The organism is Paenibacillus sp. FSL K6-2862, assembly GCF_038005125.1.
In the GTDB taxonomy this organism is placed as follows: domain Bacteria; phylum Bacillota; class Bacilli; order Paenibacillales; family Paenibacillaceae; genus Paenibacillus; species Paenibacillus illinoisensis_A.
On the sequence record NZ_JBBOSN010000001.1, the window covers coordinates 1,010,145 to 1,032,486 of the forward strand.

At 48.6% G+C, this 22,342-nt stretch carries 16 protein-coding genes; 10 read left to right on the forward strand and 6 right to left on the reverse strand.

Annotation, left to right across the window (positions count from 1 at the left end; genetic code table 11):
- Window positions 1-585: 585 nt before the first annotated feature.
- From MHB82_RS04595 to MHB82_RS04605, 3 genes are read right to left on the reverse strand one after another with little or no spacing between them, the layout of a single operon-like run.
- On the reverse strand, window positions 586-1,749 hold the full coding sequence (locus MHB82_RS04595) for a Ger(x)C family spore germination protein (protein ID WP_341173968.1): 1,164 nt from the start codon (window positions 1,747-1,749) through the stop codon (window positions 586-588).
- The gene (locus MHB82_RS04600; protein ID WP_095361109.1) at window positions 1,746-3,248 is read right to left on the reverse strand and encodes a spore germination protein; all 1,503 of its coding nucleotides are present in this window, start codon (window positions 3,246-3,248) and stop codon (window positions 1,746-1,748) included. Before MHB82_RS04600 ends, MHB82_RS04595 begins: the two co-directional genes overlap by 4 nt.
- On the reverse strand, window positions 3,205-4,341 hold the full coding sequence (locus tag MHB82_RS04605) for an endospore germination permease (protein WP_095361110.1): 1,137 nt from the start codon (window positions 4,339-4,341) through the stop codon (window positions 3,205-3,207). The genes MHB82_RS04600 and MHB82_RS04605 overlap by 44 nt, the downstream gene beginning before the upstream one ends.
- Window positions 4,342-4,618: 277 nt before the next feature.
- Between MHB82_RS04605 and MHB82_RS04610 the strand changes: the two genes are divergently transcribed.
- From MHB82_RS04610 to MHB82_RS04650, 9 genes are all read left to right on the forward strand, one after another.
- On the forward strand, window positions 4,619-6,643 hold the full coding sequence (locus tag MHB82_RS04610) for an alpha-amylase family protein (protein WP_341173969.1): 2,025 nt from the start codon (window positions 4,619-4,621) through the stop codon (window positions 6,641-6,643).
- Window positions 6,640-7,593 carry an ABC transporter permease gene (locus MHB82_RS04615; RefSeq protein ID WP_095361112.1) on the forward strand — a complete coding sequence of 318 codons (954 nt, stop codon included), beginning with the start codon at window positions 6,640-6,642 and terminating at the stop codon, window positions 7,591-7,593. Before MHB82_RS04610 ends, MHB82_RS04615 begins: the two co-directional genes overlap by 4 nt.
- Before the next feature lie 39 nt (window positions 7,594-7,632).
- Window positions 7,633-8,514: a carbohydrate ABC transporter permease gene (locus MHB82_RS04620; RefSeq protein WP_095288713.1), complete on the forward strand. Its 882-nt coding sequence runs from the start codon at window positions 7,633-7,635 to the stop codon at window positions 8,512-8,514.
- Between the two features lie 77 nt (window positions 8,515-8,591).
- Window positions 8,592-10,124: an extracellular solute-binding protein gene (locus MHB82_RS04625; RefSeq protein ID WP_095361113.1), complete on the forward strand. Its 1,533-nt coding sequence runs from the start codon at window positions 8,592-8,594 to the stop codon at window positions 10,122-10,124.
- A gap of 18 nt (window positions 10,125-10,142) precedes the next feature.
- Complete coding sequence (locus tag MHB82_RS04630; RefSeq protein WP_341173970.1) at window positions 10,143-12,224, forward strand: alpha-amylase family protein; 2,082 nt, start codon at window positions 10,143-10,145, stop codon at window positions 12,222-12,224.
- A gap of 59 nt (window positions 12,225-12,283) precedes the next feature.
- Window positions 12,284-14,617, forward strand: coding sequence for a helix-turn-helix domain-containing protein (locus MHB82_RS04635; protein ID WP_341173971.1), 2,334 nt, complete (start codon window positions 12,284-12,286; stop codon window positions 14,615-14,617).
- A 108-nt stretch (window positions 14,618-14,725) separates the two neighbouring features.
- Complete coding sequence (locus tag MHB82_RS04640; protein ID WP_341173972.1) at window positions 14,726-15,619, forward strand: NAD(P)-dependent oxidoreductase; 894 nt, start codon at window positions 14,726-14,728, stop codon at window positions 15,617-15,619.
- 296 nt (window positions 15,620-15,915) lie between these two features.
- Window positions 15,916-16,659: a nuclease-related domain-containing protein gene (locus tag MHB82_RS04645; RefSeq protein WP_110755863.1), complete on the forward strand. Its 744-nt coding sequence runs from the start codon at window positions 15,916-15,918 to the stop codon at window positions 16,657-16,659.
- Between the two features lie 274 nt (window positions 16,660-16,933).
- Window positions 16,934-17,788, forward strand: coding sequence for a hypothetical protein (locus tag MHB82_RS04650; protein WP_341173973.1), 855 nt, complete (start codon window positions 16,934-16,936; stop codon window positions 17,786-17,788).
- 103 nt (window positions 17,789-17,891) lie between these two features.
- Here the strand turns inward: MHB82_RS04650 and MHB82_RS04655 are convergent, their stop codons facing one another.
- From MHB82_RS04655 to MHB82_RS04665, 3 genes are all read right to left on the reverse strand, one after another.
- On the reverse strand, window positions 17,892-18,560 hold the full coding sequence (locus MHB82_RS04655; protein WP_341173974.1) for a DUF2642 domain-containing protein: 669 nt from the start codon (window positions 18,558-18,560) through the stop codon (window positions 17,892-17,894).
- 13 nt (window positions 18,561-18,573) lie between these two features.
- Window positions 18,574-19,941, reverse strand: coding sequence for an arsenic transporter (locus MHB82_RS04660; RefSeq protein WP_110755868.1), 1,368 nt, complete (start codon window positions 19,939-19,941; stop codon window positions 18,574-18,576).
- A 191-nt stretch (window positions 19,942-20,132) separates the two neighbouring features.
- Window positions 20,133-20,882 carry a hypothetical protein gene (locus MHB82_RS04665; RefSeq protein WP_110755870.1) on the reverse strand — a complete coding sequence of 250 codons (750 nt, stop codon included), beginning with the start codon at window positions 20,880-20,882 and terminating at the stop codon, window positions 20,133-20,135.
- A gap of 337 nt (window positions 20,883-21,219) precedes the next feature.
- On the opposite strand from MHB82_RS04665, the gene MHB82_RS04670 reads away from it, so the two are divergent.
- Window positions 21,220-22,272, forward strand: coding sequence for a CotH kinase family protein (locus MHB82_RS04670; RefSeq protein WP_341173975.1), 1,053 nt, complete (start codon window positions 21,220-21,222; stop codon window positions 22,270-22,272).
- Window positions 22,273-22,342 lie beyond the last annotated feature (70 nt).

The window sequence follows — 22,342 nt, forward strand, 5'->3', positions numbered from 1 at the left end:
CGGATTTCTTACAGAATCTTCAATCAACAGATAGTTTCAACTCGGCACCAGTTGGAAGGCAGCTTCTGAATATCCTTATACAGTACTTACAATAAGCCATTTCACCGCATGGCACAGTGCTGTTCAACACATGTTTGATTTAAGTAACTCATTTAACGGAGGTTATAACTGGCAATGAATAATTTTCAAAAAATTGTGTCTGTATTACTGGTGCTGATAACTGTCTTACTGGTACTTATCTATTTTGAAATAAGGCATAACAACAAAGTACAAGACGGCATTCATAATTATTTGTACAATGCAGATTAATCTTCTTGAAACAGAACAAGCTACAGACCTTCTTATTAGGTGTCTTTTCTTTTGAAGTAAGAATTACTCTTTTTATTTGAGTATGAAGTAGTTTTAAACAGTACACAGTTGTGACAAGTGTAACAGTAGAATTCGGCGGTGTACCGTTTTGGCTGGTTGAATCAATATACGAATACTCTTTATTACAATGTTCCAATCCTGCTGTTCGGATTATCATTAAATAAGCCCTCTTGTCCGGTTTTTAACCAAACAAGGGGGCTTACTGCTTCTGATTTGCTATACTCTTCTCTGGAATTTTCCCGTATAGGGGATGGTGATCTTGATGTTCAGGTTCTGAATGGAGTCTTCGGTCAGGATCATCTTCGAACCATTATTGGATAGCTTACGCCACAGGCCTGGATTTTTGCGGTACAGCTTCTCCTGAAGGCCATACACATCGACTCCGCGCCGCAGCCCCTCACGGTACGTTTGCAAGATTTGATCCCGTAACGTTTTCTCACTATATTTGACCATTTCATCATAGGAAATGGGGGTGAGATATTCGTACAAGGCGGTTAGGTACTTGGCATCGATATTGAAGTGAACCTCATTCCCCTTAACAACAGGCTTGATCTTAAGATTGGGCAGACCCACACTGAGGACCCCATAGATGGTTCCCTCATTTTCAATCATCAGTGGTGCGCGCCGCATATCCTTGAGCAACCAGTGGTATCCCGGAAGCTTACTGCGAGGCAAATATTCGAAATTATCTCCGGTTCGTTCGAAAAAAGCACCCTCAATGACAAACAGTTCGTGTTTCTTTTTGTTTTGAGACCAATGCTCCTTGTTCAGGGCAATACTTGGCAGATACGTTGTCGTGGACGTATTGTTATGCGTGGCAATCAGCTTGAAACTAAGCACTGGAGGAAAGAGCGACTCCTCCAAAAATGTGGGGAGTGGGTTATGAAGAATGCTGTCCAGCGGCGACATATTGTAGATGGATGTCGCACTCAGAATATCCTCCAGTGGCTCACGAGTACCATACACCCAAGTGGTATATCGCGATTCCGGAAAGCGTCCGAGCATATCGAACACATCCTTGATGTGATTGCTTGTCAGAACGCTTTCGTCCATGACGATAGCGGTCACATGGCCCCAGGCGATATGAAGCTGAGCGCTCCGGAACAGTTCATTTACAGCCAGATTCAATGTTTTCCCAGCCGCATGTCCCACCCATACGGGAGGGGTATCCGCTGTTTTGGCAGAGCTTTCGCTTTTGGCTACACTGGCAAAGTCCATCGTTTGAACATACATGTGATACAAACCGTCCTTGTATTCAATGCCGATCGCTTTGGCATAATCGACCTGCTGAATCTCATAGGCACTCCAGCATCCGCTGGTCACGAGACACAGAGCAAGGCTAAGCAGCCCGAGCGACCACCTTCGCATCTGCCGTTTCATCGATCGTTACCTTCTTTGCGTGGCTTTTGTGTTTCAAGATAGACCGGTCTGCGCTTCATCCATCCCTTCGGCAGCTTGAACAGGGATGCCATGGCCTGCTTGAAATTAAGTGGTGTCAGCGGGGTCAGGTAAGGAATGCCGAACGACTTCAGATCGGTCAGATAGATCAGGAACAGGATGATGGACAGGATGAAGCCGTATATACCCAGGGATGCGCTAAGGACAAAACAAAAGAAACGGAGAATCAGCACGGAACTGGTCATCACCTGATTCACGATTGTAGCGCCTGCGACCACTGTGACGGCAATGACGACAATCATGAGCGGGGAGACCATGCCTGCACGGATGGCTGAATCCCCGATAATCAAACCACCAACGACGGTCAGCGTTTGACCAATAGCGCTGGGAAGACGTACTCCTGCTTCCCGGAACAGCTCCATCAGAAGCATAATGAGAAACATCTCCACACCCGATTCCATCGGCAGACCCATCCGTCCAACCGAGATCGTGGCTACGAGTGGAAAAGGCAGCTGATCCATATGAAAGGAAGTCAGGGCGATATAAAATCCGGGCAGGAATATGGTCACCAAAAGACCGATAAAGCGGAGCATGCGGCCCATGTTTACCGGGAGGAAAGGGAAGTTTGCATCCTCCGGGGATTTGAGAAGCAGAAACAGATTCACCGGACCAATGATAACACTGGGATTGCCATCTACGATAATAATGAAGCGACCATTGAGCAGGCATTCTGCTGCAAAATCGGGTCTGCCCGTGTAATGAGTTACCGGAAACAATGTGAGCTTCGATGGCGATAACAATTCCTCCAGCTCGTTGGCTGCCATAATGCGTTCCGTATCAATCTTGCGCAGCCGATCCTTGACATCGTCAATTAAGTCGGGGTTGGCAATATCTTTGATGTACATCAGAGCGACTTTGGTCACCGTACGTGAACCGATTAGTTCGATATTGCATGCTAATTCGGCTGTACGCAGACGTGTACGAATCAACGTGATATTCACTGACATTCGTTCGATGAAGCCATCCCTTGGACCGCGGATAGATACTTCCGTTGTGGATTCTTCCGGTGTGCGGGTAGGAATATTGGATATATCCATGCTCCACATGGTCTGCAGGGAAGGGATGCAGACCAGCATATGCCCCTCAAACACCCGGAGGGATATCAGTTCCTTCCCCAGTTCAGCCTGCAAATCCATACGTGTCCACTGCAGGGTGATGGCTCTCTCGATATCGGATGTACGTAGAAAGTGAGTATGCTCGTAAGCACGAGTCAATTCAGGCAGAATAATATCGTATATGGATTTGCTATCGACCATGCCGCTGCAATACACAAGGATGATCTGTACGGGAGACTCCCCGATCATATGGCTGCTGATGATGACATCATCAGATCCGTCAAAAAATGTCGTCAGGTTATGCTCATTCATTCGAAAAGGTTCAGCCTGTTGCTGGCCCTTCTTGGGTGTTGTTTTGATCGGCATGGGCAGGAGCCTCCTTGTCTTTTTTGTGTATGAACGCGGCCAGCGTTAATAGGACGGTAACAATGGATACATAGATGAGCATTGCCGGAAATTGAATGTGTTTCACATAATATTCAACATAATCAATCCGCCACCAATGTACAGCTATCAAGCACATGATGAATGTGACGGACAATACAGCAATGTATCGCTTCTTGGGCCTGCGAATATCCAGCAGATCTACAATGAGGTAGATGGAAATCGCTACTCTGGCAAAAGAACCGCTCAGCCATTGATAAATGGATAGGAAGTCCACGTGCTGGAGCAGCTTCCCGATATTCACCAGCTTCCATTGCTCATAAGGACTGCTCCGCTGCTTGGCTGCCTCCTCCGGGCCAAATTCAACAATGGCTCCCAGGGTAGGGCCGATGGCCATACTAAGCATAAATAGACCAAGGAGCAGAACATGCCACCAACGAATTTTGCCTTTAACATCGTGCTGAAACAGCATCAAGATCCAGATCTCCATTAGTCCTGCAAGCGAATAGATCATGCCATTCATAACGGGTCCGGCACCATATTCCATGATCGGGAATAACTGGCCATAGTCCTTGTATTTCATGTTGGCTGACATGACAAAATAGCCGAGTAGGACCACGAAAGGCAGCAGAATGCTCGAAGTCATGGCAATGGAACGGATCCCTTTGGCAGCCGCCCAGGCAGCAACCAGCGCTCCGCCTCCGGCGAGCACGTATGGCGGTGTGAATTGCAGATACGTGGATACCGTCCAGTTCGTTGTCTCATATAAGGTATGTGTGCCAAGTGCGAGCAGTAAAAGAGAGGCCGAAATACGAAAGATCCAGGAAAAAACCGCACCGAACTCCCGCGTAATCCAGTCGGTTAGACGCTGTCCCCTTACCCTTCGAATAATAATGAACATCATACATAGAAAAAGCATGAAGAAAGGCGCAGCAGCTACTACAGATAGCCAGCCGTCTCTACCGGCCTGATCGAGAATGGCCGGAATGGATAGAACATGGCATACCAGTCCGGCGCTGAGCAAGATGATGGAAAAGGAAAGCCATATCGTGATTTCTCCCTTTTCACGGCTCATGGAAATCCTCCTTTCCGTACGAGGAAGTTTCCGTTAGCTTGTACAGCATATGGTGATTCGATTCCTCTAATCTTCTTTTTGAAGCAAAACGTTCCATTACATAACGGTCGGACAATTTTTGTCCCCTTTTCCGAAGCATTTGCCATAGTACTGCACATCTTCCCCAATAGAACGGACATAAATTTCATGTTCTTTATCTGCAAAATATGTCCCTACTGTGCCTGCTGCTCAAGGTATACCGTTAAGGTACATCGCAGACAAGAGGAGGATGATGCGAATGAAATGGTGGTCTTCAAACCGTCTTCGCCTGATTCAAAATAATCTCCGCGAGATTGATGCGGATATGAATGTGGACCTGCTGATCCAGGAGCTGCAGGAGTTCCAAGCTAATGTGCTGATGATGAATGCGGGAGGAATCTTCGCCTTTTATCCTTCTGCACTGGAGCATCAATATGTCACACCTTATCTTCATACCGATTTATTGCAAGAAGCTGTATCGAAGACCCATGAGCAAGGAATGAAGTTTATTGCCCGCTTCGATTTCAGCAAGGCGCATGAATCGCTCTTTGAGGCACATCCGGAATGGTTTTATCGTGACCGTAACGGACAGGAAGTGAACTATTATGGAATCGTGCATACGTGTCTGAATGGGGCGTATCAGCAGGAAAAGTCGATCGAGACGATTACGGAGGTGCTTGAGAAGTATCCGGTGGACGGCATTTTCTTCAATATGTTTGGATACCAGCATTGGGATTACAGCGGCAACCATTATGGACCTTGTTATTGCGACAACTGCAGGCGTCGTTTTCAGGAGATCTGCGGGGCTGAACTGCTGAACTACACGGGGCCGGAGCATGAACTGCATAGAGCGTATCTTCATTTTCAGGAGATTACATCCAGGGCGATCCTGGAGAACATTGCAGACCGGGTAAAATCCCGTTGGCCGGATGTGGCCATAAGCACCTACCACCCGCACCGGGTTGACATCATTCGCAAGGAATCGAATACATCGCTAACCCGAAGCTTGCCTTTATGGCAGTATTCCGCCTCAGAGAATGTGGCCTCCGTAGTGAGCAGTTGGGACGATAAACTGGTCAGCAATTGCAGTATCAATGCCATAGATTTGACCTATCGATTCACGGGAGTGTCTCCCTATGAGACGGAAGTAAGGTTATATCAGAACATTGCCAGCGGCTCCGGACTTGATTTCTGTATTATAGGAGCGTTCGAGGGATATCCGGATCGGAAGAATTTTGAAGCAGCCCGGGACATTTTTCGGTATCATGCAGCGCATGAACATATCTATGGAGGTCTTGCTTCCATGGCTGAAGTCATTTTGATTAAACCAAAGGCACCAGAGGCAGGGACTGAATATTTGGGTCTGTTCAAAATGTTAAAAGAAGCCCATGTCCTGTTCGATGTCATCGTCGAAGATCAGATTACCGCCATGGCACATAAGCTGGCCGCAGTGAAAGCAGTCATCCTGCCTGGTTTGCAAAGGCCTCACATCGATACCAAGGAAACGTTGAGCAAATTGCTCAGCCAAGGCGCAGCGCTGCTTGCTACTGGAAATGCCTTAAGAGAGGATTCAGAAGCATTATCAGACTGGTTCGGAGCCGTGCATACAGGGAATACCAACTTGCTTCCCTCTGCCTATCTTCACGTGGGAGATGAAGAGCGTTTTCCCAGTCTGAAGGCCCGGGAGTGGATCACGGTTAGCGGTAATTTTGATCACGTAGAATTTGACCCATCGAATACCGAATGCTGCATGCCGTATATTGAACCTGCATCATTCGGTCCGCCTGAACGGGCGTATGGACACCGGGTGGGGGACAGTTACGGGCTGGGAATCTCCAATCCGCCAACCGGCGGTACAGCAGCCTATTACACGTGGAATCCGGGTGTTCTGTATTACAGGCACGGTTTTGAAGATCACAAGCATGCCGTGGTGGATATTCTGGCCCGGCTGATCGGGGAGAACGTGTTAAAGAATGATCTGCCTGCCAGCACGGAGCTATTTCTGAATCGGACGGAACAAGGAGATGTACTTCTCCAGCTCCTGAACTTGTCCGGTTTTAACGGAACGACATATCTGGAAGCGATACCGCTATATAACCGCACGATTGAGTTTCGCGATATCGGAGTACCTGTTCAAGCGTACTCATTATGTTCGTCGAATAACATTCCCATGAATATCGAAGGGAACAAAGTCAGACTAACCATTACCGAACTGAAGCGGTATGAAGCCATTGTACTTGAGATGGAACATGTCCCGAAGAAAGAGGTGTCGTTAACCGAATGAAACCTCAGATAACGACGGTGAACCGTGCCGCGGGCAAGCTGCAATCGGGCAGCCTTCTGTCTCGCATGTACAAACACCGAATGATCTATTTGCTTATTTTGCCGGGGCTGCTGTATTTCCTGCTGTTCAAGATCGTTCCTCTCTGGGGACTGCTGCTGGCTTTTCAGGATTACAATCCGTTCCTCGGGTTTACGGGAAGTGAATGGGTGGGATTCAAGCATTTTAATGAGCTGTTTGCCAGCTCCAACTTCTACATCATGCTGCGAAATACGCTCGCCATTAATCTGATCGCACTGGTATTCCATTTCCCGTTGCCGATTCTGCTGGCTCTCATGTTGAATGAAATTCGGCATGAGACGTTTAAACGCATCAACCAGTCGATTGTGTACTTACCGCACTTTCTGTCCTGGGTCGTCGTTGCCAGCATGACGTTTTTTCTGCTCTCCACGGACGTCGGCATTGTGAACAAGCTGATTGCACAGAGCGGCAAGGATACGATTTCGTTTCTATCAGAACCGAACTATTTCTGGGGGCTGCTTACGGCTCAGAGCATGTGGAAGGAAGCCGGCTGGGGAACGATCATTTTCCTCGCGGCCATGGCGGGAGTGGACCCTCAGCGGTATGAAGCTGCCGTTGTAGACGGAGCCGGACGGTTCCGGCAAATCTGGCATATTACGCTGCCTGCCATCCGGCCGACCATTATCATTTTGCTGATTCTGCGCCTCGGCAGCATGGCCGATACGGGGTTTGAACAAATTTTGCTGATGATGAATCCGTTGGTTCGTTCGGTTGGAGAGGTATTTGATACGTATTCCTATACGTACGGGATATTGCAAGGCAAGATCAGCATTGGGGTTACCGTGGGGCTGTTCAAGGGACTGGTTGGATTGTTCCTGATTGTGGCAGCCAACAAAATTGTAAGAAGACTTGGACATGAAGGCATCTATTAATCCCGTGGGTGGGTGGTCTATCAGAAAGGAGGATAGGTTATGAGCTTTGTTGTGCAGAAAAAAGGGCTCACGCTCTTCGACTGGATCAATTACAGTCTGGTTGCTTTGATCTCGCTGGCATGTATATTCCCGTTCTTATATGTCTTCAGCGTTTCGTTTACCGATCCGAAGGTGTATGTGCCGCTCAAGTTTTATCTGTTCCCGGAGAAGTGGTCGCTTGAATCCTACCGGTATATTTTATCAACCAACAGTTTTATCAATGCGTTTAAAAGCACGTTGTTTATTACGGTTGTAGGCACCATACTGAATATTATCGTATCCTTCACCATGGCTTATGGGTTAACCAAACGCTCTCTGCCGGGGCATAAGTGGATAATGGGATTGGTTATTTTCACCTTGGTGTTCAGTGCGGGGATTATCCCGAATTACTTGCTCGTGAAGGAGCTGGGACTGCTAAACTCCTATTGGTCCATGATTTTGCCTGGACTGACGAATGCCTGGAGCCTGATTGTGATAAAAAGCTTTCTGGAATCGCTGCCTTCGGAGCTGGAGGATGCGGCACAGATCGATGGATGCAGTGATCTCACCGCATTTTTCCGGATTATTGTACCGTTATCCATGCCAGCGATCGCCACGTTTACATTATTTTTCGCGGTAGGACATTGGAATGCGTATTTCAATGCATTGATCTATTTATCCGATTCAAGCAAATGGACACTTCAGCTGCTCATCAAGACGCTCGTCATTGATTCGAACTCTGTCGCCGTAGCTCAGGCAGGAGCAAGTGATGAAAGTGTCGTTCCGCAGGAGACCATTCGTATGGCGTCGATTGTACTCGCCATGGTGCCGATCCTGATTGTGTATCCATTTTTGCAAAAGCATTTTGCCAAAGGTGTCATGATTGGCTCCGTCAAAGGTTGAACGCTGATGAAGTTGAATTGTGCTTTATGTATAAATGCAAACGCTTACCAATCTGACGATAAGGGAGATGAAGGCGAATGAACAAGGGGAACAAACGATGGACGACATGGCTCTGCATGTTTCTGGCTGTAACCATGCTGGCGGCATGTACGGGGAACAGTGGTTCAGGTGAAACGGCAGGCAGCACAAATAGCGGAGAATCCGGTGGAAATCAGCCGCTGGACATCAAGATGTTTGCCGGATTGTACAATGAAATTCCCGATATGAACAACGAATACTGGACCGAATGGGAGAAGCGCACCAACGCCAAACTCGATATTGAATGGGTGCCTTCAGGCGATCTGGATACAAAGCTGGATTTGCTGCTCGCCTCCGGCGATCTGCCAGAAGTGGTGGCCTACCAGAATCAGATTCGCCCCACGCTGATTACCGCGATCAAGAACGGTGCGTTCTGGGATTTGGCTCCGTTCCTAGGAGATCTCAGTGAATATCCGAACCTGAAGGAGAATCTGGCGCCGGATGCGCTCAAATACCTGTCTGTGGATGGAGGGATTTACGCTGTTCCACGCTCCCGTTCCCGAGTTGATGGCGGACTGAAAATTCGGGAGGATTGGCTGAAGCAGTTGAACCTGCCGGTTCCCAAGACATTCGAGGAATATAGGGAAGCCCTGAAGAAAATCGTGGACAGTGATATGGACGGCAATGGCAAAAAAGATACGGTCGGCTTGTTATTCGTCAACAATCCACCAGCCATGTTCCAGGCCGGATTCGGGGCGTATAACCCGACCTACGATAACGATGGTGGGCTCATGAGCCCGGGTTTAACACCACAATATGTGGAGATGGTCGAGTGGTTCCGCGAACTGTATGCGGATGGGCTGCTGTCCAAGGAGTATGCCGTAATGAAGGAAAGTCAGGCCGAAGAACTGTTCAAGACCAACCGGGCGGCTTCTTACGGACGTCCGATCTGGTGGGATCATGAATGGGAGCAGGCCATGAAAAAATCAGGGCAGCCTGACGCCAAAATTCTGAATTTGTCTCTGACAGGTCCTCATGGAGACGCAGCGGTCGGTCTGGAGACCGGAGTTGCTGGTGGATTCTACATTTCCAAGAAGGTGCCTGAAGAAAAGGTGAAGCAGCTCCTGAAGTATTTTGATATGACCGCTTCCCAGGAAATGACGGACTTTGCCTACTATGGAATTGAGGGTACGCACTATACGGAACAGGATGGTCAGAAAGTGCTGACGGAGCAAGGTGTCAAGGAAGTGAACACAACGAGCAAAGGGGCAGGTGTGCTCGCCTATGCCAAGTGGGGCAAAGTGATTAGTGCTTCCGGAGACAAAGCCTATAATGACGCCAAAATCAAGGAAGTCGAGAATTTCGACGAAATTGGTAAGATCGATTTCTACCGGGTGATTACCTCGGAGGCCTGGAGAGAGACATGGCCCAAATATGGAGACGAGTACAGCTCCATGTTGACCCGAACGATTGTTGGACAGATCAGTGTCGAAGAATTCAGAGCCTATGTAGACAAGTTGAACAGCCAGCCGGACATCAAGCAGGCCTATCAGGAAATGGCCAAGGCTTATGAGCAGTTTAATCAACAATAACGAGGTAAAGGAGAAGCGATGAAGACTCCCATACTGAGCGATAAGGAACAACGTCCCTGGTGGCAGCAGCCGCTGCGCATCATTCAACCTAACATGCAGGTGAAGGACACCGAGAAGATTGATCCCGAACGGCTTGCGGACCAAATGTTCGAGATGGGTGCCAATGCCATGGTGTTTAATGTGGGTGGAATCTATGCCTGGTACCGATCGAGTGTCGCATTTCATGTTCAAAATGAATACTTGCCCCGCGGCAGCGACCTGCTGCGGGATATGATCCAGAGCTGTCATCAGCGCGGGATTCGCTTTATTGCCCGCTTTGATTTCAGCAAGGCAGAGGACTCCGTTTATTTGCAGAAACCCGGGTGGTTTGTCCGCAAGGAAGGTGGCCAGCCGGATATTATCGGCGCCACTCGGCCGGGGGCCTGGCCTCTGTTGATGTCGACCTGCATTAACGGAGGCTACCGCAACGAAGAACTGGCGGTTCCTGTAATTCGGGAAGCACTGGAACGTTATGAGATTGACGGTGTCTTCTTCAACGCACCCGGATATGTATATTGCCAATGCTCCAATTGTCAGAAGAAATACAAGGGGATGTATAGAACAGAGCTGCCGAGTACTTCAGCAGAGCTGGCGTCTGATTTTGCAGCTCGCTGCTTCGATGATAATCTGGGCCGGATGTATCAAGAGATCAAGGCTGTACGGCCTGAAGTGCCGATGATCCTGTACTACAATCTGCATCGGGATAATCTGGAGAAACGGGTGTCCATCACTGACATGCTCTGTACTGAACCGCAGGATGTGTTGTCGCTGGGGCATACCCGTATCCCGGAGTTCTGGCAGCCTGCGCTCAGTATCAAGGTGGGGCGTTCCGTTCCGGGTCGTCCTGATCCCTTCGGCATTGTACATTCTTGCCCCGGCATGGACTGGCGGCATACCGGGCTTCCGCCTGCCGAATACCGCTTCTGGCTCTCGCAGATTCCAGCCAATGGCGGTCAGCTCTGGCATTCATTAACCGGAATCCCCGATACGATTACGGATAAGCGGATTTTGCGAACCGTGACAGAAGTCAACAGGGATGCAGCGAAGCTTGCTTCCCATATGGACGGCGCACAACCCGTGAACCAGGTGGCGCTCATGTGGAGTGCCAATCGTTCAGCGGAAGGCTTGGCGGAGGCGCTCATCCATAAGCATATTCCCTTCGATGTGATTCTGCCTGAACAGGTGGCCAGCGTGAACCTGAACCACTATCCGGTCGTTATTTTGCCTGAAGGATTTGCACATTCATCCCATGTTATAGATTTGCTCCGCGATTATGTGAGTCAGGGAGGCAGCCTTATCGCAGAGGGAGAGCTGCCGAAGATGGAAGAACCGACGGAATCGATGCTGATGGACCTGTTTGGTATTTCCGGGGAAATGCAGGAGAGCGAGTATTTGGCTGCATCCTACCTGCGGTTTGAACAGATATCTAGCACAGACAATGAAGGGAATCCACTGCAGCGGAAGCTGGAGGAAACGGAACTCATACCGCATCGAGGCAAGGTGATGTACTGTCAGCCCAAGGATGTGGATGTGCAGGTATTGGCAACGTTAGTTCCTCCGTTTTCTCCGTTGGAAAGTGTAGGAGCGCCTCCGGAACGGGCCTCACTGGCTGTTAAACAAACCGATATTCCGCTGGCACTGTTGCGAAGCTTTGGCACAGGGCAGACCTTATATTTCCCATTTTCGCTTAGCGGTCTGATACAGGAATTCAAATTGGAGGAGCATTTCCGATTGTTTGCCAATGCAGTTCATGTGCAGCTGAATAATAGAGCTCTGGTATCGATCACGGAAGCACCCGGTTTACAGCTGACTGTTTTCCGCAAGGATAACGACCTGCTGATTCATCTGGTGAACGGGGCAGGACGCAGACCGCTGTCCTCTGTGCTCCCCATCCATGATATTGAGATTACAGTTCGTTCAGGGGAGGATAATTCTGTAGGGGACGCTGAAGCGTTAATCGCAGGAATGAAGCTGAAGACAGAGCGTACTGGAAATAAACTGAAAATTAGATTCCCCACGCTGGACGTTTGGGAGTGTATCCGGGTACCTCTCTTGATATAATGAACCCGAACAGAGGCATGCGAAAATGAGCCTAAGGCGCAGCATACGGGGGTGATTCCATGAGGCGGGTAATGCATACCATCCAATCAGCGCTTGACCGCTGGTTCGCAACGAATGGTTATCTGAAAAGACTGATCTGGTTGGGCTGCATGTCGGTGGTCATCCCGGTGGTGCTTGCCGGAAGCGCGTACTATCATTTCTCGATGATCAAACTGACTGAACAATTCCAGGATAACAATATGGCCTCATTGAACTTGCTCAAAGACAGGGTGGAGAATATTCTGACCAATATTGAGCATGAATCCATGCAGCTCGCGAGTGGCCCGTTGATGCGAAATGCATTAGGCAGTGCTCATTATGAGAGCGATTACTTTCTCCATCTTGATCTGCTCGATCTGTTTCAGCTCCACAAAAACACCAATAACTTAATTGAAGAAATGATTTATTATGATGCCAAAACAGATATGGTTCTGTCCCATTATTACGGATTGGTCCCGCTGGCGGATTACAAGGAGAAGCAGGATATGGAGACTGCTCTGGAAGGCCAAGCAGCTGCAGGTTGGAGTTATCTCCCTCAATCCGGAGAAGCGGGTTATATTTCCTATGTTAGGCAAGTGCCCGTCATGGGCCAGGGAGAACCGCGGGGAGTGGTCATTCTCCAAATGAAGGAACAGGAGCTGCGGAGTTTGCTGCGCAGCTATTCCGTCAGTCTGAAAGATCAATCCCTCGCCATTCTTAATGCAGATCAGCGTATTATTTTGCACACGGAAGGCCCTGGAGAGATAGGCAAAAGGGCATCGGAGGACGATGTGCTGCAGCAGATTGCATATGCAGAAGGCAGAGAACGTTCCGGCCATGAGGTACTGAAGAGCGAGGATGGGAATGAACTTGTGGCATATGCCTCGGCATCCATGGGAAGGACCTATATATCCCAGCTCCCTGAGCAGGAGATGATTGCCCAGTTGAATTGGATCAAGGTGCTCATCCTGATCTCGGTGTCCATCTTTGTGTTGGTCGGTATGCTGCTCACCTGGTTCAGCTCACGGCTGGCCTACAACCCTATTCAGCAGCTGCTGCGGTATGGAGAGCACTTGCGCAGGAACGGACAGGAAACAGCTCCCCAGGGGAATGAAATTGAATATATCCGGTCTTCGCTCAGCTATCTCAATGAACAGACCGAAACCCTGAATCGGTATATAGAGGGCATACAGCCAGACCTCCGCGATCGTTTTTTGCAGAGATTACTGCAATCTAGCGGTTCATGGACCAGCAGCAGGTTGGAAGAAGAATGTGCCAGACATGATTTCCGGACAGAGGGACAATTTTTGGTGTTGGTCGTCAAAGTGGAAAATCTGGTCAAGAAGAAACGATTTTTACCCAGTGAAGGCCCCGTCATTGTATTTGCCCTGAGAAACGTCATGGATGAACTGCTCAGCCAAAAAACGGATTTGACGGGGTATGTTGTAGACAAAAATGATAGTGATTCGGTGGCAATCCTGCATTTTGATTCAGAGATTTCTCCTCGTGAAGCGAGGCAGAGGGTATGCAGCTATGCAGAGGAGATTCATCACGCACTGGATCAATACCTGTCTTTCTCGGCAACTGTGGGCGTAGGGCGTCCGGGTCAACTTCATGGGATCGCAGAGTCCTTTCGGGAAGCGCAGCTCGCCCTCCAGTATCGGCTATTTGATGATGCCGAGAACGTTCTGTTCTATGATGATATTCTGGCCACCCAGCGTAATCCGGTCTTCATGTATCCCCGGGAGATCGAAGAGGAGATTCTTGAATCACTATGGAACGGAACGCTTACGCAGGCGGAGGATGCGCTGCATCGGTTTTCCAAGAAAGTGCGCGCATCCGAATCCTATACGGTCATGATTCAGGGATATCACATGCTGCTGTCAGCCATTATTCAATTCATGGAGATGAAGGGTCCCGGCATGCTTGAACGACTGGGCAGCAATCTGTTCGACCAGCTGCAGGAGAATCAAACATCGAAGGAGATGCACGACTGGTTTATCGGTGTGCTGTTTCCTCTGTGCATTGAGGCCAGTCAGGATCTTCGCACCAATTCATCCCGCCTGATTGTTCAGCGGGTCTGTGAGCATCTGAGCAGCCATCCCGAAGGAATGCTGTCACTATCGGATTGTGCAGAACTCGTGAATGTCAGTCCTTCCTATCTAAGCAGGCTCTTCAAGAAGGAAATGGGGGTGTCCTTTATCGAATACCTAATGAATCTGAAGGTGCAAAAAGCGAAGCAATTGTTGAAGGATACCGATTGCACCATTACGGAAATTGCCGAACAGGTGGGATATTCGGAACGCAATCTGAACAGGGCCTTTCAGCGGTTTGTTCAGATGTCGCCCAATCAATATCGAATGTCGGTCCGCTAGATTTCATGTAAATGATAGACGGCGGGGTGCGAAAGCTATAACATACAGATATAGCGATCCAAGACAAGCACCTCACCAAACCATAGAGAAACAAGGAGGAAACCTACGATGACAAATACGACGAAGGCACCTGGAGAGACGAAAGTCGGCTTTATCGGTACAGGCGTTATGGGGAAAAGCATGGCAGGTCATATCCAGAAAACGGGCTACCCGCTGCATGTGTATACCCGCACAGCCGCCAAAGCAGAAGCATTGGTGAATGAAGGGGCCGTTTGGCACGATACACCAGGCAAACTTGCGGCTGAGTGTGATGTCATCATCACCATGGTAGGATATCCGAAGGATGTAGAGGAGATTTATCTTGGCGAGGATGGTCTTGTGGCCAATGCCAAACCGGGTTCAACCCTGATTGATATGACGACATCCAGTCCCATGCTGGCTGCTCGTATCTTCGAGGCGGCAGAAGCCAAGGGGCTGCATGCATTGGATGCACCCGTATCGGGTGGAGATATTGGCGCACGCGATGGCAAGCTGTCCATTATGGTTGGTGGCACCTCGGAAGCATTCGAAGCAGTACGACCGCTGTTCGAGTGTATGGGCACCAACATTGTATTGCAGGGCAAGGCGGGTTCCGGTCAGCATACCAAAATGTGCAACCAGATTGCCATCGCATCAGGCATGATGGGCGTATGCGAAGCACTCGCCTATGCCAAGAGTTCGGGGCTTGACGCGGAGAACGTGCTGAAGAGCATTGCTACCGGTGCAGCCGGAAGCTGGTCGCTTAGCAATCTCGGTCCGCGCATGATCGCAGGCGATTTCGAGCCTGGATTCTATGTGAAACATTTTATCAAAGACATGGGAATCGCCCTTGAATCGGCCAAAGCCATGGGCATGAAGACGCCGGGTCTTGCGCTCGCGGAATCCTTGTATCAGGAAATATCCAGGAATGGTCTGGATGAGAAGGGCACGCAGGTGCTCTATACGTACTATCTTCAAGCATAAATACATTTTGTGGTAAGCGGCAGCGTGTTCTTTTTCTTCAGTGGAAAGGGATGCGCTGCTTTTTTTAGAATTTTCAATGGATCGCATGTGTCTAAAGTCACGATATTGGTTGAATATTTTCGTATACTTTGGTTTGTGCAAGGAAATTAGGCCTGATGACCTTTATTTTTACCCGTCTTCATCCGACATAAGTAATAGAAGTTTACATAATGAAAGTCCAAAGATGTTGTTATGTTGTTCAATTGTCGTAACCGATCACCTGTAACTCACACTAAATTTTAGAACGGAGCTTGCCCATGTTCAAAAAAATCCTGTCTCTGTTCAAGACACAGCCAGAGCTTGCGAGTTCAATTACGGCTTCGGCCCCCGCAATCCCGGATACGAGCCCTGCACCTGCTCGAATGACGCGGAGCAGACGCAAGTCCAAATCCAAATCCAAACATGAAGCCGCTTGGATCGGCGAGCCGGAAGAACCGACTACAGCAGAACGACTGTATAGTCTCCCGGGACAATACAAAGTTTTGAGTGATCTGCTCGTTGCCAATCCCAAATCCCGTTCAGGCTATTCTCAGATTGATCATGTTGTTATTGGTCCGCGGGGGATCTTCGTCATCGAGACCCGTAACCTGACAACAGGCGAGATTCGGGGTGGGCGCAGAGAAGCCAACTGGACGGTCAGTACCAGTCGCATTAAGATGTATAATCCCCTGATGCAGCATCGGGGTCATGTTGAGGCGGTTCATGCACACCTCGGAGATTATAAGCGGATCCGCATGATTTCCATGGTGACCTTCACCAATCGCTGCCGGATCAGTGTCGATCCTGCGGTAAGGTATGTGAATTCCGATGAACTGGTGATATATGATCATGAATTGGTTGAGACCATTCTGCGCAAAACGGAAAGACTCGAAACAGAAGTACCTGAAACGTTGTTTAAGGAGCAGGATATTCAGGCTATCTATTCCCTGCTGTCGTCAGCCAATTGCACAGAGCCTCAGACTCGGGCGGAACATATCGAGAAGGCTAAGGGGATTAAATAGCGTATAGATAGGTTTCTTGCAGACACTGTTGTCCTTCGGGATGACAGTGTCTTTTTGTACTTTTGTCGGGGGCATCCAGTCATGACATCTCAAGGAGACAGGTACATCGTCGTATACACCCAGAATTTAACTTATGTTAGAATGTAGACCAATACTTACCTGTGAATACGGCATGTTATCCGAAGATAGATCATATGGAGTATAGGAGTTCAATCGTACATGCCATGGTTAATTTAGATTATATGCATACATAAGATAAGGGGAAGATTATACCATGAAATGGACACAACCGATTCGGATGTTTACCTTGATATTCAGCTTGGCTGCTGTTTTATCCGCATGCGGTGGCGGGGCCAAGGAAGCTGCCAGCCAAGAGCCAGCTCAGGAGGCGGGCGCGGAATTAACAGCGGACAGTACTCAGACGTCCGGAGCTGATCCTGCAGCAGAAGAGAGCGAGAGTAACGCTTCGGAGCCAGCCTCGGCTGGAACGGAGTCTACTCTGAAAGAACTGCAGGAAGAATACGCGGACAAGCTGGGCTATATCCGTATTCCGCTGGACGACCATCCGGTTCGCCGGGTTAGTGAGGAAGGGTCCAAGAATATTAACGTTGCCAATTACAGTGATACTGTCGTGGATATAAATGCGGAGGTTCCGATTCATGCCAATACACAGCGTTTAATCGATGACGCCTTTCCTTTCTTTACAACTGTACAGGCTCCTGACGTGACCTATATCACTTGGGATGAAGCTACGAACCTGGAACGGGCCATGGTCAAGACGCTGTTTATTTCTCGTGAAGGTCTGCTGATTACGGAAGATGCGATGAATAACAAGGATTACAGCAGCCAATCGTTTCAGGACTCCATGGATTTCTTCAGAGTTACCGCAAAATTCGAATCCATGGCTCCGGTTGCACAGCATCCATATGATATTACGTTAAGCGAACTCTACGACAAGGCCCGCAAGTCATGGGGGGAGCTGGCAGTAATGGACCCCGAGCAGGATGAGGCAGCGTTTGCCGAGAAGTACCAAACGGCGAGAACGGATGCCAATAATGCGATGGGGCTGCTTAACATATTGCTGTCTACGAATGAGGAAGAGCGTATGGAGCAGACATACGGAAAGTAGAAGCGCGGCTTGTCCCATTCATGGATGAGCCCCAACAACGTACCAACATAAATGAAAGGTCCATCCGATAAACGGATGGGCCTCTTCCAGTCATTTCCTATATTCAAGGCAGATGAATGGTTTGAATATGATCGGTATGCGTAATCAAGGTCTGACCTTCTGCCTCTACCAGTTCAATCAGCTTATTGTCTGCGGCCTTCAGCAATCCAGCCCGATATGGCTTGTCACCAAGGTTCAGGATGACAAGTTCACCAACCATTTTCTGAAGCTGTTGGTCCATTGTCCGGGAAAGAGGCATGGACGCAGGCTGAATGGGGAAATGCTGCTGGCTTAGGGAATAAGGCGTGCTGTTTGTTGGAGAAGGAATGATATATTTCAGATGATTGATGGAGACGTAGACCGAATGATGCAGCGGAGAGAAGAAGATGAAGTAATCGTTCATAATGTTCGTAATATAACCGTGCAGCGTACGCCCGCCTATCGAAATTTCACTGAATCTTCCGCGGGCATTCATTAATATTTTACGATACGATATATTGTTGTGATCCATCTCGGGATCAGGCGCTGGCACGCTGGAGGTGGAACTGGCATCGCCCCCTTTAGTTATGTGCATGGATTGAAGGTGATGAAGAGGTACATAGATGAATCGTTGATCTCCGTAAACAACAATCAGGTCCTGACCCATATCAATGATCTCACCCTGAATTGGAAGTTTACAGCCGGATAGTTCCAATTCGATGGATTTTCCAAGCCACATTGTTGGGAATTTCACAGTATACCTCCTCTCAATATAGAATAGACGTCCAAATATATAGGGAAAATAGGCTGACAATTAGACTAATTGGTATCACTATGAAGGTGACTTTCATATACTGTTTCCAAGAGACTCGAACATGGTGGGTCTTCAAAATAAACATCCAGATCAACGTTGCTAGAGTACCTATCGGTGTCAGCAAGGCGCCTATATCACTTCCCAGAATGTTGGCCAGGTAAGCCAGATGAAGCTGGGTATCACCTAGTTGAAGATCGGTAACTGCAAAGGTGCCAATCATGACGGAAGGCAGGTTATTGAGCAGATTGGATAATAGAGTGAGCATTAGACCCGATACGGCAATGAGACTGGCGTCACCACCTTCTATCATGGGCTTCATCCACTGAACGATAACAGCTGTCATTCCAGCCCGGTGAAGACTATCCACGATAATATAAATGCTGAAGGCGAAGAGCAGAATATGCCAGGGCGTTTGTGTAACTACATCCTTAAGTCCAGTCCGGGTGCGATACCAACGCACAGCCAGCATCAGAACAACACCAGTGATGGCGACAATCTCCATAGGGATTCCCCACTGCTCAGCGAGAAAGTATCCTGCACGAATGAATACAACAATCCCGATACAGACACGGAACAACCACCAGTCTACGCTCATTCCACTATCTGCTCGTGGTGTATCCTGATTTCCTGTTTGCAGCGGATGATACCCTGAACCGGATGTGGATTGCATGGACATAGGGTAGTGATGAATAACCTTGGGAATACTTTTGCGAAAATAATAGAACAGCAGTATGGTCATCACCATGATCCCCAGCATCGATGGCACAAACATCATCTGGGTGTAGGTGTTCAGGTTTAATCCGACCATTTGCAAGGCGATGAGATTGGCAAGATTACTAAGTCCGATCGGGGCACTGGAAGCTGTAGCGATGAGTGCACCTGAGATCAGGTAAGGTAATTGCTGATGCACTTTGAGGCGTAGGATGGAACAGATTCGGAGGATGATCGGTGTTGTAATCAGTATACTGCCGTCGTTGTTGAAGAAGATGGTCATGAGAAAACAGAGTAATAGAATCAGCCAGAATAATCGGAAGCCGGAGCCTCGTGCCTTTTCTATCATATTGATGGCGATCCAGCGGAAAAAACCGATGCTCTCGAGAATGATGGACATGACAATGGTCGAGAGAATGGTTACAGCAGCGCCAGAAACAATCCCGAAGATGCCAACGATATGGGCGAAGCTGCTTACACCAGTAATAACAAGAAGAAGGGCGCCAAGCGAAGTAGGAATGGATTCATTTAATCCGCCAGGTCGCCACATCAGGAAAATGACAGTAATAATAAACACCCCGAAGGTTAACCACAACTGGTAATCAGGCATTTACTGTGATTCACCTCCCAGGGGGAGAAGTCCTGGTGGAGATTGAATCGAATGTTCGTGGGTTGGAGTGGGCCTTCTTCCAGGTAGAACGATCCAGTACAAAGGCACACCGATTAAGACAACAGCAACGAAGATCAACATGATGTTTCCCCCCTTTAAACTGGTTGATAACCTAAGCTGTCACGTAACGATTAAGATCTCTTTTTACCGCCGGACTTGTTTCCACCGGATTTATTCCCGCCAGATTTGTTTCCTTTGGATTGGTTACCTTGGTTGCCGCGCGAACGGTTGCCTTGAGCTCCTTGTGAACGGTTACCGCGTGATTGATTGCCTTGAGCCCCTTGTTGGGCACCTTGGGAGCGATTGCCCCGGTTCCCTTGAGCGGCCTGATTACCCTGGGATTGGTTGCCTTGAGCAGCTTGATTCCCTTGAGAACGATTGCCTTGAGCAGCTTGGTTTCCTTGACTCGTGTTATTACCATTGTTGTTGCTGTTGTTAGAGTTATTGCTATTATTGTTGTTACTACCGCGTACAATGGATACCGATTTCACATGCTGCAGGGGAATACGAACGATCTCCTGATTTTTCAAAGCCAAAATTAATTGGTTCTGATTGGCATCGGCCAAGATGCCTTCGACTTTTTCGGGACCTCCCCGGTTGATCTGAACACGACGGAAGCGGAGTGCCTGCATAACCCCAAGAAACGTATTGGATGGAATTGGATTGCCCATGGCTGCAGCTCTGTTTCCGCCGGAACGGCCTGTGTCTGTTATGCTTTTGACATGGGTTTCATTGACATAGACGATGCCTTCCTTGCAGCTCATCGCCATATAGTCCCACCGTACGTCCATCAGCGTGCCCGTTACGGAATCTGGGCCACCCCGGTTAATCTTGATCTCTCTTCCTAGCAAACCTCTCATACCTTGACCGTTCATAGACATTGTGTTGTGCCCCTTTCGTGATATAAGTTCAGATGGACATAAATGGCGGATGTTTTGTTGATCCCTTACATTCGTCATTCGTGTCTGTCTGTAGTTTAATCATATGAAACATGCCATTGAGAGGGACTAGCCAGACAACCATTTCTATACTATTTTGGCTATAATCTATGAGAAGATGATGGTAATCATAGATTAATGGCACGATTATTCCGCATCCCGGAAGGTTGGCTTGTAGGTGCTATGAATGGAACTGTGTATCTGCCCTTACGGCTCGCTGTGCTCCTGCATAGGATGGTGTAACAGCCTACGGGCAATCTCAGGAGTCTTCGAAAGGCGGATGGAAATGGCTCTACCTGTCTACCACATCACGATTTCCGATAACGAGTATCAACAGTTAACATCAGATATCTGGTCAGATACGTTTGTGAGCGGAACGATGCAGATGGACGGCAAACCGCTTCCCATCCGAATTCGATACCGGGGAGGGCACACACGTGGCTATGTCAAAAAGTCTTTTGAAATTCGAACGTCCAGCAGAACGTTCCATTTTAATGCTGAGTACGATGATCCCTCATTGCTGCGCAATGCACTCTCGTTCCGTTTTTTTGAATCCCTTCGGGTTCCGGCTCCGTCGACGCAGCACTGCATACTGTATCTAAACGGAGAGCTGCAGGGTGTCTATTTGCGTATTGAGGGAGTTAAATCGTTCTTTTTTCGACAGCGAAAAATGCCTGTTCGAAGCATCTTCTATGCGGTAAACGATCATGCGGGATTTGCACTGAATTCGACTGAAACAAACTCGGATCTACTATCCGGATACACACTGATCCGCGGCAAGGACGAGGATCGCATGAGGCTCCGTACCTTTATCCAGCAGCTGAATACGAAGTCGAGGCAGGATCTGCTTCGCTTTTTGCAGGCGAGAATGGATACGGATAACTATTTGCGCTGGCTGAGTGGAGCAGTACTTACAGGCAATTTCGATGGATTCCATCAGAATTACACATGGTATGAGAAGATCAAGACCCGGAGGTATGGGATCCTTCCCTGGGATTATGAGGGGACTTGGGGAAGAAACTGTTATGGCGCAAGAGTAGATCCGAACCTCGTACGGATTCAGGGATATAACAAACTGACCGGACGGCTGCTTGCTTTCCGCCTTTTCCGTCAGCAGTACAAGAGAATGATGAAGCAGTATCTGATGAACGTTTTCACTGAGAAACGAATTATGCCTGTAGTGTATCGATTACACGGTCAGATCCGTGAAGCTGTGGAGCAGGATCCCTACATGAAATGGCCGATGAATGTTTTTTATGGTGAACCCGAGAAGATTCGTACCTATGTGGCAGAGCGCCGGGAGTATCTGCAGAAGGAGTTACACCGATTGTAGGTGCCCCGATATATGGTGAAATGATAAACTTTGACCAGTGCAGACAGGGTCAGGGTTTTTCTGTTTTTTT

Coding starts and splice junctions, on each gene's coding strand:
- MHB82_RS04595 (WP_341173968.1), bottom strand. CDS start 1,749: ATGAAACGGCAGATGCGAAGGTGGTCGCTCGGGCTGCTTAGCCTTGCT.
- MHB82_RS04600 (WP_095361109.1), bottom strand. CDS start 3,248: ATGCCGATCAAAACAACACCCAAGAAGGGCCAGCAACAGGCTGAACCT.
- MHB82_RS04605 (WP_095361110.1), bottom strand. CDS start 4,341: ATGAGCCGTGAAAAGGGAGAAATCACGATATGGCTTTCCTTTTCCATC.
- MHB82_RS04610 (WP_341173969.1), top strand. CDS start 4,619: ATGAAATGGTGGTCTTCAAACCGTCTTCGCCTGATTCAAAATAATCTC.
- MHB82_RS04615 (WP_095361112.1), top strand. CDS start 6,640: ATGAAACCTCAGATAACGACGGTGAACCGTGCCGCGGGCAAGCTGCAA.
- MHB82_RS04620 (WP_095288713.1), top strand. CDS start 7,633: ATGAGCTTTGTTGTGCAGAAAAAAGGGCTCACGCTCTTCGACTGGATC.
- MHB82_RS04625 (WP_095361113.1), top strand. CDS start 8,592: ATGAACAAGGGGAACAAACGATGGACGACATGGCTCTGCATGTTTCTG.
- MHB82_RS04630 (WP_341173970.1), top strand. CDS start 10,143: ATGAAGACTCCCATACTGAGCGATAAGGAACAACGTCCCTGGTGGCAG.
- MHB82_RS04635 (WP_341173971.1), top strand. CDS start 12,284: ATGAGGCGGGTAATGCATACCATCCAATCAGCGCTTGACCGCTGGTTC.
- MHB82_RS04640 (WP_341173972.1), top strand. CDS start 14,726: ATGACAAATACGACGAAGGCACCTGGAGAGACGAAAGTCGGCTTTATC.
- MHB82_RS04645 (WP_110755863.1), top strand. CDS start 15,916: ATGTTCAAAAAAATCCTGTCTCTGTTCAAGACACAGCCAGAGCTTGCG.
- MHB82_RS04650 (WP_341173973.1), top strand. CDS start 16,934: ATGAAATGGACACAACCGATTCGGATGTTTACCTTGATATTCAGCTTG.
- MHB82_RS04660 (WP_110755868.1), bottom strand. CDS start 19,941: ATGCCTGATTACCAGTTGTGGTTAACCTTCGGGGTGTTTATTATTACT.
- MHB82_RS04665 (WP_110755870.1), bottom strand. CDS start 20,882: ATGTCTATGAACGGTCAAGGTATGAGAGGTTTGCTAGGAAGAGAGATC.
- MHB82_RS04670 (WP_341173975.1), top strand. CDS start 21,220: ATGGAAATGGCTCTACCTGTCTACCACATCACGATTTCCGATAACGAG.